The organism is Amycolatopsis sp. DG1A-15b (assembly GCF_030285645.1).
Lineage (GTDB): Bacteria > Actinomycetota > Actinomycetes > Mycobacteriales > Pseudonocardiaceae > Amycolatopsis.
In genome coordinates this window covers 8,956,876-8,973,769 of the sequence record NZ_CP127296.1, presented here as the reverse complement: position 1 = coordinate 8,973,769, position 16,894 = coordinate 8,956,876, and the positions used below count along the sequence as shown (strand labels likewise).

General features: G+C 72.2%; 16 protein-coding genes. 11 read left to right on the top strand and 5 right to left on the bottom strand.

The genetic code is table 11. The annotated features are described in order from the left end of the window. The first annotated feature begins 32 nt into the window (after nucleotides 1-32). The 5 genes from QRY02_RS41645 (at nucleotide 33) to QRY02_RS41625 (ending at nucleotide 6,325) form a co-directional block, all read left to right on the top strand. Nucleotides 33-347 (top strand): hypothetical protein, encoded by a 315-nt coding sequence (locus tag QRY02_RS41645; protein ID WP_285988182.1) that lies wholly within the window; start codon nucleotides 33-35, stop codon nucleotides 345-347. Nucleotides 348-693: 346 nt separating this feature from the next. Continuing rightward, nucleotides 694-2,223 carry a hypothetical protein gene (locus QRY02_RS41640; RefSeq protein ID WP_285988181.1) on the top strand — a complete coding sequence of 510 codons (1,530 nt, stop codon included), beginning with the start codon at nucleotides 694-696 and terminating at the stop codon, nucleotides 2,221-2,223. 260 nt (nucleotides 2,224-2,483) lie between these two features. Next, entirely contained in the window at nucleotides 2,484-3,341 is an 858-nt protein-coding gene (locus QRY02_RS41635) for a hypothetical protein (protein ID WP_285988180.1), read from the top strand. A gap of 215 nt (nucleotides 3,342-3,556) precedes the next feature. Next, complete coding sequence (locus QRY02_RS41630) at nucleotides 3,557-5,200, top strand: serine/threonine-protein kinase (RefSeq protein WP_285988179.1); 1,644 nt, start codon at nucleotides 3,557-3,559, stop codon at nucleotides 5,198-5,200. Between the two features lie 12 nt (nucleotides 5,201-5,212). After that, entirely contained in the window at nucleotides 5,213-6,325 is a 1,113-nt protein-coding gene (locus QRY02_RS41625) for a serine/threonine-protein kinase (protein ID WP_285988178.1), read from the top strand. A gap of 237 nt (nucleotides 6,326-6,562) precedes the next feature. Here the strand turns inward: QRY02_RS41625 and QRY02_RS41620 are convergent, their stop codons facing one another. Further along, nucleotides 6,563-7,471 (bottom strand): LysR family transcriptional regulator, encoded by a 909-nt coding sequence (locus tag QRY02_RS41620; protein ID WP_285988177.1) that lies wholly within the window; start codon nucleotides 7,469-7,471, stop codon nucleotides 6,563-6,565. A gap of 104 nt (nucleotides 7,472-7,575) precedes the next feature. Between QRY02_RS41620 and QRY02_RS41615 the strand changes: the two genes are divergently transcribed. Beyond that, complete coding sequence (locus QRY02_RS41615) at nucleotides 7,576-8,481, top strand: DMT family transporter (protein ID WP_285988176.1); 906 nt, start codon at nucleotides 7,576-7,578, stop codon at nucleotides 8,479-8,481. On the opposite strand, the gene QRY02_RS41610 is transcribed toward QRY02_RS41615, so the two are convergent. Together QRY02_RS41610 and QRY02_RS41605 are read right to left on the bottom strand one after the other, a co-directional pair. Then, nucleotides 8,478-9,158: a response regulator gene (locus QRY02_RS41610; protein WP_285988175.1), complete on the bottom strand. Its 681-nt coding sequence runs from the start codon at nucleotides 9,156-9,158 to the stop codon at nucleotides 8,478-8,480. The genes QRY02_RS41615 and QRY02_RS41610 overlap by 4 nt on opposite strands. A gap of 7 nt (nucleotides 9,159-9,165) precedes the next feature. Next, nucleotides 9,166-10,470: an ATP-binding protein gene (locus QRY02_RS41605; protein WP_285994073.1), complete on the bottom strand. Its 1,305-nt coding sequence runs from the start codon at nucleotides 10,468-10,470 to the stop codon at nucleotides 9,166-9,168. Nucleotides 10,471-10,511: 41 nt separating this feature from the next. Here QRY02_RS41605 and QRY02_RS41600 point away from each other — a divergent pair, with 41 nt between their 5' ends. The 3 genes from QRY02_RS41600 (at nucleotide 10,512) to QRY02_RS41590 (ending at nucleotide 12,871) form a co-directional block, all read left to right on the top strand. Further along, the gene (locus QRY02_RS41600; protein WP_353068241.1) at nucleotides 10,512-11,267 is read left to right on the top strand and encodes an SDR family oxidoreductase; all 756 of its coding nucleotides are present in this window, start codon (nucleotides 10,512-10,514) and stop codon (nucleotides 11,265-11,267) included. 82 nt (nucleotides 11,268-11,349) lie between these two features. Then, on the top strand, nucleotides 11,350-12,636 hold the full coding sequence (locus QRY02_RS41595; RefSeq protein WP_285988174.1) for a PspC domain-containing protein: 1,287 nt from the start codon (nucleotides 11,350-11,352) through the stop codon (nucleotides 12,634-12,636). After that, a complete protein-coding gene (locus QRY02_RS41590) occupies nucleotides 12,629-12,871 on the top strand; it encodes a hypothetical protein (protein WP_285988173.1) in 243 nt (80 codons plus the stop codon). Before QRY02_RS41595 ends, QRY02_RS41590 begins: the two co-directional genes overlap by 8 nt. 63 nt (nucleotides 12,872-12,934) lie before the next feature. On the opposite strand, the gene guaA is transcribed toward QRY02_RS41590, so the two are convergent. Beyond that, a complete protein-coding gene (gene guaA, locus QRY02_RS41585) occupies nucleotides 12,935-14,491 on the bottom strand; it encodes a glutamine-hydrolyzing GMP synthase (protein WP_285988172.1) in 1,557 nt (518 codons plus the stop codon). A gap of 108 nt (nucleotides 14,492-14,599) precedes the next feature. Between guaA and QRY02_RS41580 the strand changes: the two genes are divergently transcribed. Then, nucleotides 14,600-15,145 (top strand): DinB family protein, encoded by a 546-nt coding sequence (locus QRY02_RS41580; protein WP_285988171.1) that lies wholly within the window; start codon nucleotides 14,600-14,602, stop codon nucleotides 15,143-15,145. Here QRY02_RS41580 and QRY02_RS41575 read toward each other — a convergent pair. Next, nucleotides 15,113-15,718, bottom strand: a complete 606-nt coding sequence (locus QRY02_RS41575; RefSeq protein WP_285988170.1) for a rhomboid family intramembrane serine protease — start codon at nucleotides 15,716-15,718, stop codon at nucleotides 15,113-15,115. The two genes, QRY02_RS41580 and QRY02_RS41575, sit on opposite strands and share 33 nt — an antisense overlap. 121 nt (nucleotides 15,719-15,839) lie before the next feature. On the opposite strand from QRY02_RS41575, the gene QRY02_RS41570 reads away from it, so the two are divergent. After that, the gene (locus QRY02_RS41570; protein WP_285988169.1) at nucleotides 15,840-16,874 is read left to right on the top strand and encodes a zinc-dependent alcohol dehydrogenase family protein; all 1,035 of its coding nucleotides are present in this window, start codon (nucleotides 15,840-15,842) and stop codon (nucleotides 16,872-16,874) included. The last annotated feature ends 20 nt before the right edge of the window (nucleotides 16,875-16,894 follow it).

Here is a 16,894-nt window from a genome sequence, read left to right as displayed (position 1 = left end):
ACCGGGGGCCCCGGGGCAGGCAGACTGGGGCCATGGACTGGCTCGTGAATCTCATTGCCATCATCGTCGCGCTCGCGAGCGTGCTGGCCGCGCTGGGCCATGTGGGGTATCTGGCGCTGCTCAACAACGCGGCGGGTAAGCGGGCCGGGGGCGCTCCGGTCGCGCAGTACGTCAAGAGCAGGTGGGCCGTTGCCGGCGGTACCACCGCGGCTTCGCTGTTCGCCTGGTTGCTCACGGCCGGCGGACCGACGCTGGACATCTTCGCGATCATCGTCGCCGCGGGTAGCGGCGTGGTGGCGACGAAGGCGCTGCAATCCACGCGGGACCGTTACCGCACGGGAGGCTGAAACTCCTGATCAGGGTCGATGGCGCTGGGTGAAACTTCGTAGCGTCACCATCGCCCGTTCGGTCGCGCCCGACCGAGTGAAACCTCTGCAACTTGCAGGTTTGGGGGCGACTTTCTCCGCCGGATGCTCCTAGGGTTGGCGGCGTGAGGACCCTTGCGTCTGGGTCGGGCAATGCCCGCGAGACGCGCGGGGGCACTGGCCCCGCGCGCCTCCAGTCGCGTGCGCGTGCATTTGCGCAGTATTCCGAACGGGATTTCGAACGGGATTCCGCGCGTGAGGATGCTCCGATCGGGTCGTCTCGCCGCCGGATGGCGTCAGGACCGCGCCGCCGGGTGGTCGAGCCCACATGAGCCAAGGCACGGAGTTCCACGGGCACGCCGCGGCGGCCGCGCATCCGGGGCGGCACCGGCGCGGCAGCGCGGAGAGCTGGACGCCACCGCTGCCCCAGCACCGCCCGGTGCGCCACCGCGCGGCCGGGAACGCACCGGAGCCGGGCTCACTTCCGTTGCGGCACCACGGGTCTGGTGAGGCGCCGGAGAGTGGTTCGTATTCCCCGCGGTATCGCGAGGCGGCCGAGCCGGCGGAAGGTGGCTCGCATCCCCTGTGGCACCGCGGAGCCGCCGAGCAACCGGAGGGCTCCTACCCCGTGCGGTACCGCGGAGACGCCGAACCGCTGGGCGGCGCCCGCTCCTGGCCGCACCACGCGCCCACCGAGCCATTCGAAGGCGGCTCCCATCCCCTGCGGCGCCACCCGCCGGCCGGATCGCCGGAGGCCGGCAACCGCCCTTTCGCGGGCGGGACCACCGGACCCACGCCGGCCGATCCGGCGGTGTCCGGGTGCCTGCCGCTTCCGCAGCCGTCGCTGCCGCAGCCGCGGGACCGGCGGCCCGCGCCGCCGCTCTTCCCGGCCTCGCACGGCAGTCTTCCGCTCGACGCCTTCGAAGACGACGACCTCGAGCCCGGCCCGGACGAGGCGCCGGTCGCCGAAAGCCGTGCCGACCTGGCCGCCCGGCGGACCCGCGTCTCGCTGGTCGCGCCCACGCCGCGGAGTGCGGACTTCGACGATGACGACGTCCGCATCTACTCCGCCCCTCCCCTCGACGGCCTGGGGGGCTTCACGATCGGGTCCGTTCCCGCCTCGGTGACGCCTCCGAAGACCTGGCGGAAGGCGGCCTGGTTCGCCACCGGTGCGTCCGGTGCCGTGGTCGTCGGCCTCCTCTGCGCCGGCTCCTTCCTGGTCGGGAAGCCGCCGATGGACCAGGCCGTGCAGGGCTCCTGGCCCGGCTACCAGGGCGTGCCGACGATCGCCGACCCCACCGGCGAGCACCGGCCGCCGACGCAGGGCGGCTCCGCGCCGGGGCCGGAATCCGCGTCGCGGCCGGGAAACACCGCCGGGAAGACCCACAGCGGCGGCGGTGCCGGGCCGGTCGACGGCGTGGCTCCCCCGCCCGCCCGCGCCACCACCACCCCCGGCAAGGCGAAGCCCGGCACCGCCGATCCGAGCGCGGCCCCGCGGAAGCCGCCGGTCACGCCCGCCCAGCGCGAAAACCCGGTCAAGCCGCCGTGGTGGTACTCCTTCCCGCCGGACGCCCAGACCATGGGGGACAACTCGGAGAAGTTCTTCAACACCGTCACCACCGACCCGTCCGCGGCGTCGTCGGTGACCACCGGCCACCTGCACGACCAGGGGCCACAGGCGCTCGCCGACCGGTACGCCGGCATCGCCTACTTCGAAGTCAAGAAGGTCAGCATCGACCAGCAGCGCGGCGTCACGGTCAACACCGTCGAGGTCACCCACACCGACGGGACCAAGACCGTCGAGGAGCGCACACTGACCTTCGGCGACGGCGACAAGATCACGGCTGACGGTCAGTAGCCGGTCTCGCACGTGCGGTTCGCCCGTTCTGATGCACGTGCGGTGCGCCGAGCGGTTATGCCTGGTCCGGGTGGGTGACATAAGCTGCCGCTCGTCGTATCGCGACGGCATTCCGGCGACAGAGCCTGGTGGTCGCCGTCCGCACAGGGTTACCTGACGACAGCGAATCCGGAAACCGGCCACGAGTCGGCCGACCGGACCAACGGGCGCCCGGCCGACCGGCCGAGTGACCGTCCCCGGAACCCAGAGCGAGGACTTTCGTGCTTGATCGGCAGCGCACACGGCGTGAGTCACCTCACGCCGTCCGCGTCGAGGACGTCATCCCGGCCGAGATCCTGGTCGGCGTCGCCGACGCCGACCGGGACCACCTCGAGCAGGTCTTCCGCGACCCGCAGCGGTTCCTGCCGTCGCGGACCGAGCCGGCCCGCGAGCCGGTGCAGAGCGAAGACGGCGGCGAGCCGGAAAGCCGGTTCGCGCGCCGCGCGAAGCTGACCGGGCTCGTCGCCGCGGGCGCGCTCGTCGCCGGTGCCGTGGTCGCCGCGCCGATGCTGACCAGCTCCCACCGCGCCGCCTCCCCCGGCGGCCAGTCCACGCCCGCCGGGTTCACCGGCGCCGCCGAGCTCGGCGGCCTCGCCGTCCCGCAGCACCAGGCCGGCGGCGGCGCGCCGGAGCAGCGCAGCCAGGCCACGCCGGGCACGCACGTCGAAGGCACGCCGGCCACCCAGCCGGCGAACGGCACCCCGCGGACCCAGCCGACGCCGGTCGCCGCCGCCCCGGTCCCGGACAAGGCCGCCGACGCCCGCAGCGCGAGCCGCAAGATCCAGGCCGTCAAGGACTTCTACGCCAAGATCGCCCGTGACTCCGCCGGCGCGCTGGCGCTGCTGAGCCCGGCGCTGGTCGAGGGGACGGCCGGCGAGCTGGTCCGCACCTGGAGCTCGATGGACGCCATCGACGTCCAGGAGGCCGACACGCAGATCAAGCCGGACGGCTCGATCCTCGCGGTCGCGACGCTGCACCGGCCGGACGGCGCCCTGGTGCGCGTCACCCAGCTGTTCCGGGTCGCCGACAGCGGTGGGCTGATCACCGAAGCCGAGCTCGTCTCGGCCCAGTACATGTAGCCCACCGCGATCACTCCTTCACCCCTGGTTCAAGTGCCCGTGCCGATTTCGTGTGCGCAGAGTGAGCGCCTAGCCTTGTCACGGGCCGGTCTCGGAAAAGCCGGCTCAGAGCCCACGACATGTGCATACGCTCCAGCGAAGCGGCGTGCTCGTGGCCGCGCCACCAGGCACCGATCCGCACGCCCTGGTGTAGCGGGAGCCCAAAGGGAGGTCGCGTGAGCGACGAGGGTCGTCTGGTCGCCGATCGATACCGCATCGTCGGGCGGGTCGGCACGGGCGCGATGGGGGCCGTCTGGCAGGCGCACGACGAGGTCTTGGGCCGCACCGTGGCCATCAAGCAGCTCCTGCTCCAGCCGCACCTGGACGAGCACGACGCCGAGGACGCCCGCCAGCGGACGATGCGCGAGGGCCGGATCGCGGCCCGGCTGCACCACCCCAACGCGATCTCCGTCTTCGACGTCGTCACCGACGACAACGGCCAGCCGTGCCTGATCATGGAGTACCTCAACTCCACCAGCCTGGCCGCCGTGCTCCAGGAACGCCGCACGCTGCCGCCGACCGAGGTGGCGCGCATCGGCGCCCAGGTCGCCGCGGCGCTGCGCGAGGCGCACGCGGTCGGCATCGTGCACCGCGACATCAAGCCGGGCAACATCCTCCTCGGCGGCAACGGCACCGTGAAGATCACCGACTTCGGGATTTCGCGGGCCAAGGACGACGTCACGGTCACCAAGACCGGGATGATCGCCGGCACCCCCGCCTACCTGGCCCCCGAGGTCGCCATCGGCGGCGAGCCGGGGCCGGAGTCCGACGTCTTCTCCCTCGGTTCGACGCTGTACGCGGCCTGCGAGGGCCAGCCCCCGTTCGGGCTGTCCGAGAACACGCTGAGCCTGCTGCACGCGGTCGCGGCCGGGCAGATCAACCCGCCGCGCCAGTCCGGGCCGCTGGCCAGCGTGCTGGCCGTGCTGCTGCACCCGGAAATCGAGCACCGGCCGACCGCCGAGGAGTGCGAGGAGCTGCTCGCCGCCGTCGCCCGTGGCGAGACGCCGCTCGGAGGCCCCGCGGACGAGACCATGATGGCGCCGTCCGCCGGCGTCCTCGGCGCGGCGGCGGTCGCCGACCCGAACGCGACGCAGATGTTCGACGAGATCCCCGCCGGTCACTCGGGCACGCTGGTCGGCGGCGGCGGAGGGGCCCCGACGCAGGCGGTGCCGTTCTACGACGAGGACGACTACCCGGAGGGCACCGGCTACCCGGAGGACGACTACGACGGGTACGGCCACTACCCCGAGGACGACCACCACGCGGCCGGGGGCGTGCCGCCCGGCCTGGCCGCGACCCGCGCCGTGCCGGTGCCGCCGCACGAGCAGGGCGGGTACGAGGACGACTACGACGATTACGACGACGATCCCGAGCCGCCCCCGGCCCGGTCACGGCCCCAGCTGAGCCCGGTCGACGAGGACGAGGACAAGCCCGGCGCGTGGAAGCGCCCGGCGATCATCGGCGGCATCGTGGTCGTGGGCCTGGTCGCGCTCGTCGTCTGGCTGCTGAGCCCGAACAACCCGGAGGCGCCGGCCGCGCCGGTGTCCAGCAGCAAGCCGTCGCCCGCTGCCACGTCGTCGTCGTCGGAACCGTCGACGACGGAGGACTCGTTCACCCCGGTGGAGGTGCCCCCTCCGGCGTCGGAGACGACCTCGTCGACGAAGCGCGCGACGACGTCGCGAGCGACCGAAACGCCGGTGACCACGACACCGAAGACGACGACGCCGCCGAAGACGACGGAGTCCGAGTCGCCGCCGGCGTCGTCCTCTGCTTCCAGCTCCCCAGCCCAATCGAGCTCGCAGCCGCCGGCCAACGGATGATCGAGGACCGACTTGAGTTCTGAAGGCACCATCGTCGGCGGCCGGTTCCGGCTGGACCAGCCGATCGGCCGCGGCCGCGCGGGCATCGTGTGGCTGGCGTTCGACACGCGGCTGTTCCGCACCGTCGCGATGAAGCGGATGTACCTGCCGGTCGGCGCGGGAGAGCGCGCCGAGCAGGCGCGCGCCGCCGCCATGCAGGAAGGCAAGGACGCGGCCCGGATCGAGCACCCGTGCGCGATCAAGGTGTTCGACGTGCTGCCGGACGGCCAGGACGTCTGGCTGGTGATGGAGTACATCCCGTCGCGCAGCATGGCGACGTTCCTCGCCGAGCACGGCCGGCTCACCCCCGACCAGGCGGCGCTGCTGGGCATCCAGCTCGGGAACGCGCTGGCGGCCATCCACGGAGCCGGGTTCGTGCACCGCACCCTCGAGCCGGGCACCGTGCTGCTGGCCGACGACGGCGGCGTCAAGCTCACCGACATCGGCATCAGCGGCGGCGGGCCCAGCCCGGCATACGTGGCACCCGAGGTCGCCCGCGGGCTGCCGGGCACGCCGGCGGCGGACGTCTTCTCCCTCGGCGCGACGCTCTACACGTCCGTGGAGGGCGTGCCGCCGTTCGGGGACGACGGCCAGTCGTCCGAGCGGCCGCCGCAGAACTCGGGCGTCCTGACCGAGGCGCTGCGCAAGATGCTGCGCGCGGACCCGACCTCCCGGCCGACGATGGCGGACACCGTCCACTCGCTGAAGGCGATCACCGAAGGCCGCGAAACGGCGTTCATCCCGCCGACCGCGCCGGCGATGCCGACCATGCCCGTCGGCTGGCCGACCGCGCAGGGCGGCCCGCCGAGGCCGCCCCAGGGACCGCCGGTGCCGCCGTCGGGGCCGCAGTTCCAGCCGCAGTACCCGATGACGCCGCCGCCCGGCTACCCGCAGGGCGCGACCCAGCAGATCCCGCCGGTCCCGCCGGCTCCTCAGGCAACGCAGTACGCGCCGCCGCCCGCGGCCGCGGCGCAGCAGGCCGAGGCCTGGAACCTGCCGGTGTCGAAGAAGACGCTGGTCACCGTGGCCGCGATCCTCGCCGCGGTACTGGTCGGCATCCTCGTCACGGAGCTGTTCTTCGTCTAGACGAGTAAGTCCTGAGTCCGGGCGGTGTTCGGAGACGGACGAAGGGTGTTCAAGATCCGTTGGTGAAGACAGACCTGAACCCCGCTGACCGCACTCTGCGTCGAGATCGATGACCATCTCGGCAAGCCCGCCCGCACCGGACGGCCACCACCGCCATCCGGCACAACCGCGCCACCGGCCAGCCCGTCACACGATCACTGATCGCCTACGACCACCGACCAGTTGAGACTTGCTCGTCTAGGCCACCTTGGCGGTCGCCGCGCGCATGGCTTCCAGCAGCGTGCGGACGGCCGGGTGGCCCCAGGCGCGTGACGCGACGGCGGCGTGGATCGCGCGGACCGGCTCGGGGTTGCGCATCCGGCGGACGACCACGCCGGGGTGCTGTGCGCCGAGCCCCAGCCCGAGTTCCGGGATCAGCCCGACGCCGATGCCGGCGGCGATGAACCCCAGCGCCGTCTGGTAGTCCTCGGACTCGACGACGACGTTGGGCGCGAACCCGGCGGACGCGCAGGCGCTGTCCAGGATGTCGCGGCAGACGCCGGGCAGGCCGTCGACGCCGACCCACGGCTCCTCGGCGAAGTCCGTCAGGTCCAGTACGCGCTTGCGCGCCAGCGGGTGGGCCTTCGGCAGCACGGCCCGGTACGGGTCGTCGAGCAGGTGCACCAGCTCGACGCCTTTGCCAGGCGGCGTCTTGCGCGGGAAGACGGTGATCGCGACGTCGGCGTTGCCCGCTTCGACGTCCGTCATCGGGTCGTCGGGTTCGACCAGCTTGAGGTCGAGGCGCACGCCGGGGTGCTCGCGGCGGACCGCGGCGATCGCGGGCGGGACCAGCGACGCGCCCGCCGTGGCGAAGTAGCGGATCGAGACGCGGCCGATGCGGCCCTCCTTGAGCTCCGTCAACGCGGCTTCGGCCTTGGCGAGCTCGGTGCTGAGGGTCTCGGCGTGTTCGGACAGCAGGGCACCCGCCGCCGTCGGGCGGACGCCGCGCCCGACGCGTTCGAGCAGTTCGGTGCCGGCCTCGCGCTCCAGCGTGGACAGCTGCTGGCTGATGGCGGACGGCGTGTAGCCGAGGTTGCGGGCCGCGGCGGTGATCGACCCGCTGGTGATGACGGCACGGAGGACCTGCATGCGGCGGACGTCGAGCATGCCCCCGATCGTACAGATCGGCTTAAGTGTTCATGCAGTTAATTTCGCTTGTCCTTACGTCTGGTCCGGGTGAAGCTGACGTCGGCTGTCGAAGGAGGACTGGGGTGGGCGAGACGAAGACCCTGCTCAGGATCGGTGCGCTGGCGCTGATGTGGGGCTCGAGCTTCTTCTGGATCAAGCTGGGACTGGGGATGTTCTCGCCGGTTCAGCTCGTCCTGGCGCGGCTGGTGCTCGGTGCCGCCATGCTGCTGGTGCTGTGCCGCCTGCAGCGGGCCCGGCTCCCGCGCGACCGCCGGACGTGGGGCCACCTCGCGGTCGCGGCGTTCTTCCACAACGCGCTGCCGTTCCTGCTGTTCGCGATCGGCGAGACGACGGTCGACTCGGGCATCACCGGGGTCCTCAACTCGACGACGCCGCTGTGGGTGCTGCTCGCCGCGCCGCTGATGGGAACGTCGTCCCGGATGACGGGGACGCGGCTGGCCGGCCTGGTCGCCGGCCTCGGCGGGATCCTGCTGATCTTCGCGCCGTGGCAGGCGTCGGGCCTGCTGAGCTGGGGCGCGCTGGGCTGCCTCGCGGCGGCGGCGAGCTACGGCTTCGCGTTCGTCTACGAAGGCAAGTACCTGTCGGACCCGTCGGTGTCGCCGTACGCGACTTCGGCGGGCCAGATGGTGCTGGCCAGCGGGATGCTGGTGCTGGCGCTGCCGGCGGGTGGCTTCGCGCCGGTGCACGTTTCGCCGGGACCGCTGCTGGCGGTGCTGGTGCTGGGCATCGGGTCGACGGGGATCGCGTTCGCCCTGAACTACCAGCTGCTGGCCAGCGAGGGCGCGGTGGCGGCTTCGGTGGTCGGGTACCTGCTGCCGGTGGTTTCGGTGCTGCTCGGGGCGGTGTTCCTCGGCGAGCAGCTGCACCTGCGGGTGATCGCGGGCATGGTGATCGTGCTCGGCGGCGTGGCGTTGACCCGGCTTCCCAAGCGGGTGCCGGCGGCGGAACCGGTGCTGGAACGCGTCTAGACGAGACGGCGGTCGGAGGCCCAGCGGGAGAGCTCGTAGCGGTTCGAAAGCTGGGTCTTCCGCAGGACGCTCGACACGTGCGTCTCCACCGTCTTCACGGAGATGAACAGCTCCGACGCGATCTCCTTGTACGCGTACCCGCGCGCGAGCAGTCGCAGGACGTCCCGCTCGCGAGGCGTCAGCAGGTCCAGCTCGGGGTCGTTGATCGGCGCCGAACCCGGGCGGTCGGCGAACGCGTCCAGGACGAAGCCGGCCAGCCGCGGCGAGAACACCGCGTCGCCGTCCGCTACCCGGACCACCGCGCGGACCAGTTCCTTCGACGAGATCGTCTTCGTGACGTAGCCGCGGGCGCCCGCGCGGATGACCGCGATGACGTCTTCGGCGGCGTCCGAGACCGACAGGGCCAGGAACACCACGTCCGGCAGCTCCGGGCGGACCCGGCGCAGCACTTCGGCGCCGCCGCCGTCGGGCATGTGGACGTCGAGGAGGACGACCTGGGGCTTCGTGCGGACGATGCCGGCCACCGCTTCGGCGACCGAACCGGCCTCGCCGACCACGCGGACCTCGTCGGTGATCGAGTCGAGCTCGGTGCGCACCCCCGCGCGGAACAGCGCGTGGTCGTCGACGAGGAACACCTTGACCGGTTCACGCTGGTTGTCCGTCACGTCATCGAGCATAGCCGCCTCACGCCGCTCCCTTGCCCGCTTTCACCGGCATGGCGAGCTGCACTTCGGTGCCCTCACCCGGCGCCGCCCGGACCTTGCAGGTGCCGCCGTGGCGGGTCATCCGGCCGCGGATCGAGTCGGCGAGGCCGTGGCGGTCCTCCGGGACGAGGTCGGGGTCGAAGCCCTTGCCGCGGTCGCGGACGAACACCGTCACCGACGTCGGCTCGACCTCGGCGTAGACGCTGACCTCGTCGACGCCGGCGTGCTTGGCCGCGTTCACGATCGCTTCCCTCGCGGCCTGGACCAGCGCCACCAGCGATTCGTCCAGCTCGGCGTCGCCGACGACGACCTGGCCGACCGAGATCGCGAAGGTGTCCTCGACCTCGCCGCACGCAGTCGCGAGCGCTTCGGACAGCTGGCCGGTCGCTTCCTCGACGTTCTCGGCGGGCTTGCCGTAGCCGTTCGGGCCGTAGAGCCAGCCACGCAGCTCGCGCTCCTGGCTGCGGGCCAGCCGCGCGACCTCACGCGGCGACTCGCTCTGCTTCTGGATCAGCGCGAGGGTCTGCAGCACGGAGTCGTGCAGGTGGGCGGCGATCTCGGCGCGTTCGTCGGTGCGGATGCGGGCCTTGCGCTCGTCGGAGAGGTCCCGGACCAGCCGCAGCCAGAACGGCACGGTCAGCACCGCGACGCCGATCAGGGTGGCGATGACGGCGATGAGCGCGAACTGGACCTGGTCGAGGCTGCCGCTGCGGAGCACGACGACACCGATGCCGGTGATCACCAGCGCGACCCCGGCGACGATCCGGATGGCGGCCGACCAGCCGCCCCCGCCGAGGAACGCCCCGGCGAAGCCGTCCTTCGCGCCGACCTTCCAGCGGCGGCGCTGCGACTCGTCGGCCTCGCGCCAGACGACCGCGGCACCGAGCATGGCGACGGCCAGGGGCACCGCGACCCAGCCGCTGATGAACCCGGTGAGCGTCCCGCTGGCGACGGCGAGGCCGACGCCCAGCGCGATCAGCCCGAACGCCTGCTGGCGTTCCTTCGGGGTCGGCGCGTCCGCGGCCTCTTCGGTCTGCTGCTGGACGAAGACCCAGAGGAGGCCGTAGGCGAGCAGCCCGGCGCCGTTGAGCGCGGCCAGCAGCGCGAAGGCCGTCCGCACCCAGACGACCGGCACACCGAGGTGATCGGCGAGCCCCCCGGCGACGCCGGCGATGGCCCGCCCGGACCGGCGCCGGAACATCTTGGGCGCGGCCGGTTCCGTGGTCGCGATCGCCTGCTCGGCGGTGACGTGGTCGAGGGACTCCTGCACGCCGTCCATGGTCACACGCACCGGGGTGCTGTTCCATCGGGGAAACCCCTGATCCGGTGGAAGACTGCCGATCATGCCCGCATCACTGGACGGCCGCGTCGCACTGGTCACCGGAGTCAGCCGCCGGGCGGGGATCGGCCACGCCGATCGCCGGACGGCTGGGCGGGCTCGGCGCCGCCGTCTTCCGCCACCACTACGCACCGCACGACCGGGAACAGCCGTGGGGCGCGGATCCCGCTCGGCCCGAAGGCCTGGAGCTGGACCTGGCGGCTCCGGAGGCACCGGAACGGCTGATGGCAGCAGCCGTCGCAGCGCACGGGCACGTCGACATCCTGGTCTGCAACCACGCGCTCAGCGGATCCGACGGCGGTCTCGGCGAACTGGACGCCGCGATGCTCGACGCACACTGGGCGGTCAACACCCGCTCGTCGATCCTGCTGGCGCAGGCGTTCGCGGCCCAGCACGACGGCCGCCCGGGCGGGCGGATCGTGTTCTTCACGTCCGGGCAGGACCTCGGCCCGATGCCGGGTGAAATCGCGTACGCGGCGAGCAAGGGTGCGCTTGCGTCGATCACGCGCTCACTCGCGGATGCGCTGGCCGATCGCGCGATCACGGTCAACACGGTCAATCCCGGCCCGGTCGACACCGGATACGCGCCCCCGGAGGTGCACGAGGCGGTGCGCCGCCGGTTCCCGCGAGGCCGGTGGGGCACACCGGAAGAAGCGGCGAAGCTGGTGGGCTTCCTGGCGACGGACGATGCGGACTGGATCACCGGCCAGACGATCAGCTCCGAGGGCGGCTTCCGCCGCTGAGCGCGACCCCCGTGTCCCCTCCGGGAAACCTCAGGGACCATCCCGGATGTCCCGCCGTCGCAGGTGCCGCATGCTTCTCGGTATGAGTGGTGCGAGCGAAACCCGGTCGCCGAAGCCGGGTGCCCTGAACGGCTTCGAGGAGACCGTCAAGGACTTCTGGGTCAGCCGGCCCCGGCGGCCGCACTCCGGGCGGAAGCTGGCCGGGGTGGCCGCCGCCATCGGGCGGCGGTACGGGATCGATCCCGTCGTCGTGCGGATCGCCTTGGTGGTCACGACGATCTTCGGTGGCTTCGGCGTTCCCTTCTACCTGCTGGGGTGGCTGTTCCTGCCCGGCGAAAGCGACGAGGTCTCCGGCTTCGAAAGCCTCATCGGGCGCGGCCGGTCGTCGGTGTCGCCCGCGTTCGCCGTCGTGCTCATGGTCCTCACCGTCGTCAGCGCCGGGGGCTCGATCACCGGGTCGTGGTTCGACGGTGGCGGGCTGATCAGCTGCGCGCTCATCGCCACCGCGCTCTACCTGCTGCACCGCAGCCGCGGCCACGAGAACCGCCCCGCGCCGGTCGCCGCGCGGACGTCGTACCCGGCCTTCACCGGAAACGGAGCTTTCACCATGACCGACACCGCCGAGGCGCCTTCGCCGGCGCGCGGCTGGGATCCCCTGGCCGCCGACCCGGCCGGCTGGGACCTTCCCGACGCCCCGCCCGCGCAGGAGCCGCGGCCCACGCCGCCGCCACCGTCGTACCAGGCGCCGCAGCGGCGTCCGCGGTCGAAGGTCGGCTCGGCGACGTTCGCGCTGGCCGTGCTGACCGCCGGCGCCGGTGTGCTGGCCGGCCTCAACGGCGCCGCCTGGTTCGACGCGCAGCACATCATCGGCCTGGTGCTCGGCGTGGTCGGCATCGGCCTGGTCGCCGGCGCGTTCGCCCGCGGCGGACGCGGCCTGATCGGGCTCGCGATCCCGCTGGCGATCGCGGGGCTGGTCCTGACGAGCGCGCCGTTCAAGAGCTTCGACGTCCGCGGCGGTCTCGGCGACATCAGCCCGGTGCCGCAGTCACTGGCCGAACTGCAGCCGCTCTACCAGCACGCGGCGGGCGACATCGACCTCGACCTGACCAAGCTGCCGGCCGGAGCGCCGTACTCGACGACCGTGTCCAACGGCGCGGGCGACACCACGGTGATCGTGCCGGCCGACGCGGACGTCACCTTCGACTGCCACACCGGCGCGGGCGAGACGTCGTGCTTCGGCCGCAGGAACGACGGCGTCGGCGAGGCCGCGCTGGTCGGCACGGACAACGGCGCCGACGGCCCCGGCGGCCAGAAGATCACGCTGAAGGTTTCGAACAACGTGGGCAACGTGGAGGTGCGGCGTGACTGACCAGAACCCTTACGCCTACGACGATCCGGCCGAAACCCAGCCCGCCCAGCGCGGCGGCCTGGACGTCTTCACCCTGATCTTCGGCATCGCGACGCTGCTGGTGTCGGCGTATGTCCTCTCCGACGGCGCCAGCTGGTTGCCACCGTTCGACTTCCGCTGGGTGATCGCCGGCGGTGCGGTCTTCGTGGGGCTGCTGCTCCTCGCGGCGTCGTTCCGCGGCAAACGGCGGCACTGAAGGACGGAATCTCTCGAGGCCCCGGATCCCACGCCGGGGCCTCGAGTCCTGTTCAGGGGGCGGTCACTCCCACTCGATGGTGCCCGGCGGCTTGGACGTCACGTCCAGCACCACCCGGTTGACCTCCGCGACCTCGTTGGTGATGCGGGTGGAAATCCGCTCCAGGACCTCGTAGGGCAGGCGTGTCCAGTCCGCGGTCATCGCGTCTTCGGACGACACCGGCCGCAGGACGATCGGGTGCCCGTAGGTCCGGCCGTCACCCTGGACGCCGACGCTGCGGACGTCGGCGAGCAGCACCACCGGGCACTGCCAGATGCTGCGGTCCAGCCCGGCCGCCGTCAGCTCCTCACGCGCGATCAGGTCCGCCGCACGCAGGGTGTCGAGGCGCTCCTGGTCGACCGCGCCGATGATCCGGATGCCCAGGCCGGGGCCGGGGAACGGCTGGCGCTGCACGATCGTTTCGGGCAGCCCCAGCTCCAGGCCGACCCGGCGGACCTCGTCCTTGAACAGCAGCCGCAGCGGCTCGACCAGCTCGAACTGCAGGTCGTCCGGCAGGCCGCCGACGTTGTGGTGGCTCTTGATGTTGGCCGTGCCCTCGCCGCCGCCGGACTCGACGACGTCCGGGTACAGCGTCCCCTGGACCAGGAACCGGTAGTCGCCCTGGGCCTTGAGGTCGCGCTCGGCCTGCTCGAACACGCGGATGAACTCGCGGCCGATGATCTTGCGCTTCTGCTCCGGGTCGGTGACGCCGGCCAGCGCGCCGAGGAAGCGTTCCCGCGCGTCGATGGTGACGAGGTTGACCCCGGTGGCGGAGACGAAGTCCTGCTCGACCTGGGTGCGCTCGCCCGCCCGCAGCAGGCCGTGGTCGACGAACACGCAGGTCAGCCGGTCGCCGATGGCGCGCTGCACGAGCGCGGCCGCGACGGCGGAGTCGACCCCGCCGGACAGCCCGCAGATCGCGCGGCCGTCGCCGATCTGGTCGCTGATCCGCTGGACCTGCTCCTCGACGATCGACGACGTCGTCCACTGCGGCTCGATGCCGGCGATGTCGCGCAGGAACCGGCGCAGCACCTCCTGGCCGTGCGGCGAGTGCGCGACCTCCGGGTGGTACTGGACGCCCGCGAAGCGACGCTTGACGTCCTCGAAGCCGGCGACTTCGGCGCCGTCCGAAGACGCCGTGACGACCGAGCCCTCCGGGGCCTTGGTGACGCTGTCGTTGTGGCTCATCCACGCGGGCTGGTGCGCTGGCAGGCCGGCGTGCAGGACACCGCCGTCACCGGTCACGCGGACCTCGGTGCGGCCGAACTCGCGCACGCCGGTCGGCTCGACGACCCCGCCGAGCGCGCTGGCCAGCAGCTGGTGGCCGTAGCAGATGCCGAACATCGGCACGCCCGCTTCGGTGAGCTTCGGGTCCATGCCCGGGGCACCTTCGGCGTACACGCTCGACGGGCCGCCGGAAAGGATGATGGCCGCGGGGTTCTTCGCGAGGATCTCTTCGGTCGACGCGCTGTGCGGAACGACCTCGGAGTAGATCTGCGCCTCGCGGACGCGCCGGGCGATCAGCTGCGCGTACTGCGCCCCGAAGTCCACGACGAGAACCGGACCGATGGGGTTGGGCACCTGGCGACCTCCTGGCGAGAAGCGGGATTCCCCACCATCGTCCCAGGTGGGCCCGGTCACCCGGATTCAGGGCCGATCCTGTCCTCGATCGGGCCTACGGTGCCCGGTATGGCTGTGAACTGGACCAAGGAACTGACCGACCAGCTCGACTTCCACTGGACCGTCCTGGTGCGCCCGAAGCTCGAAGGACTCACCGATGACGAGTACTTCTGGGAGCCGGTCGCGAACTGCTGGACCGTCCGGCCGCGCAAGTCGGACGACGAGCCCGGCTCGGGCCCGTTCACCATCGACTTCGCCTTCCCCGAGCCGACGCCTCCGCCGGTGACGACGATCGCATGGCGGCTCGGCCACATCCTCGTCGGCGTGCTCGGCGCGCGGATCGCGTCGCACTTCGGCGGCGCGCCGGTCGGCTACGACAGCTACCCGTACCCGGGGACGGCCGCCGAAGCGCTGTCGGAACTCGACAAGTTCTACGCGCAGTGGGTCGAAGGGGTGAGGTCGCTCGACGAAGAGGCCCTCGCCCGGCCGTGCGGACCGGCCGAGGGGCCGTACGCGGAGTACCCGATGGCCACCTTGGTGCTGCACATCCACCGCGAGCTGATCCACCACTGCGCCGAAGTCCTACTGCTGCGCGACCTTCACCGGAGCCGGTAGCAGCGCGAAGCCCAGCGCCAGGCCCAGCAGCAGCGGGAGGCCGTGGTTGTCGTGCGCCAGCGTGTCCACCACGGCCAGCACCGGCGCGGCGTAGGCGATGACCCGGAACTGCATCGGCAGCGCCACGCCGTACCGGCGGGAAGCCACCATGACGACCGCCGCCAGGCCGCCGATCAGCCCCACCACGCACATCGAGTTGCCGGCACCGACCGGGTTGAGCCAGACGTAGCTCATGACCTGGCCGAACAGGCCGCACCCGAAGTACAGGACGAGCCACCGCGCGCGGCCGAACACGCGCTCGGCGAGCGTGCCGAAGAACGCCAGCCAGAGCAGGTTCGACGTCAGGCCGAAGGCCCAGCCGTCCTGGAAGAACATGCCGGTCACCAGGCGGTACCACTCGCCGGCGTCGATGCGGGCGGCGTCACGGTGCATCACGTCGTACAGCGGCGGGTGCACCAGCTGCGCGATGCCGCAGGCCAAGGTCACCGCGAAGACCACGGCGGTCAGGTACGGGCGGCGGGCCACCGGGGCGAGGGCCCCGAACGGGTTGCGGGGTGCGGCGCGAGTGGTCATGACCGAAAATCTAGGCGCGACACCGCCGCCGCACCTCCGCCGTTTGTCACGGTCGACACACCCCGGAATGCCCGTCCCCTCGCCGCCGGTCTTACTTAGGGAAGCTAACGAAAGGACTTGCATGCGAGCGACAGTCATCTACGGCGCCGGCGACGTGCGGGTGGAGACCGTTCCCGACCCGAAGCTGGTGGAGCCGACCGACGTCATCCTGCGGGTCGTCCGGTCCTGCATCTGCGGCAGCGACCTCTGGCCGTACGCCGACATGGCACCGAGCGAGCACGGCCGCCGCATCGGGCACGAGTTCCTCGGGATCGTCGAGGAGACCGGCGCGGACGTCGCCACCGTCACCAAGGGCGACCTCGTCATCGCGCCCTTCGTCTACTCCGACAACACCTGCCAGTACTGCCGCGAAGGCCTGCAGACCTCCTGCGTGCACGGCGGGTTCTGGGGCGCCAACGGCGTCGACGGCGGGCAGGGCGAAGCCGTGCGCGTGCCGCAGGCCGACGGCACCCTCGTCAAGGTGCCGCACACCGAGGACGACGGGCTGCTCGCGTCGCTCCTCACGCTCTCGGACGTCTTCCCGACCGGCCACCACGCCGCGACGAAGGCGCGCGTGACGCCGGGCCAGAACGTCACCGTGATCGGCGACGGCGCGGTCGGCCTCTCCGCTGTTCTCGCCGCGAAGCGCCTCGGCGCCGAGCGGATCGTCCTCATGGGACGCCACCCGGCGCGGACCGACCTCGGCCGCGAGTTCGGCGCGACCGACGTCGTCGCCGGGCGCGGCGAGGAAGGCATCGCCAAGGTGCGCGAGCTGACCGGCGGTGAAGGCACCCACGCCGTCCTGGAATGCGTCGGCACGAAACCCGCCTTCGAGATGGCCGTCGGCGTCGTGCGCGCGGGCGGTGCGGTCAGCCGCGTCGGCGTCCCGCAGTACGAGGAGGGCCCGATCGGCCCGGCGCTGTTCCGGCGGAACATCACCGTCACCGGCGGGGTCGCCCCGGCGCGGCACTACATCCCCGAGCTGCTGCCGGACGTCCTCGACGGCAAGTACCAGCCCGGCAAGGTCTTCGACCGCACGATCGGCGTCGAAGAGATCCCCGGCGGTTACCGCGCGATGGCCGACCGCGAAGCACTGAAGGTGCTCATCAAGCCGTGACCCGTCCGGGTGGGGGTGCG